The organism is Parvimonas sp. D9 (assembly GCF_035282565.1).
GTDB lineage: Bacteria > Bacillota > Clostridia > Tissierellales > Peptoniphilaceae > Parvimonas > Parvimonas micra.
Window position 1 is genome coordinate 1 of sequence record NZ_JAYKBM010000083.1, and the last position, 347, is coordinate 347.

Here is a 347-nt window from a genome sequence, read left to right on the forward strand (position 1 = left end):
CGGATGTGGGCGTGCAACTGCCCCACTTTGTCTTCATTCGTTGCACGAATACCCGCTTTGCTTTCACACCAAGCGCTTGCTCCCATTTCTCCAACAGTGCGGGTACGGCGTCCCGGACTTGCTGTCGATACCAGCCCTCAAGTGTCTGTTCGCACTTCGCCCGATCCGCGCCTGGCCGTACCTTAAGCAGCAAGGTACGTGGCGTGAGATCGACGGATGGCGCAGCATCGATGAATGTTATTTCCAGGAGGTAACGCTTGCCCCAGAGGTAGTGACTTTCCTTGTTCAGAAACTCGCGGGGCGTTTCCCGTTCCTGCGCCAGCAGTTTTCTTTGCTGCGACCGTATC

1 protein-coding gene is annotated in these 347 nt (G+C 56.8%); it reads right to left on the minus strand.

From position 1 onward, the window contains the following. The coding region (locus VJI94_RS08120) for a M48 family metallopeptidase (protein ID WP_324008981.1) at positions 1–347 on the minus strand (347 nt) is incomplete at both ends.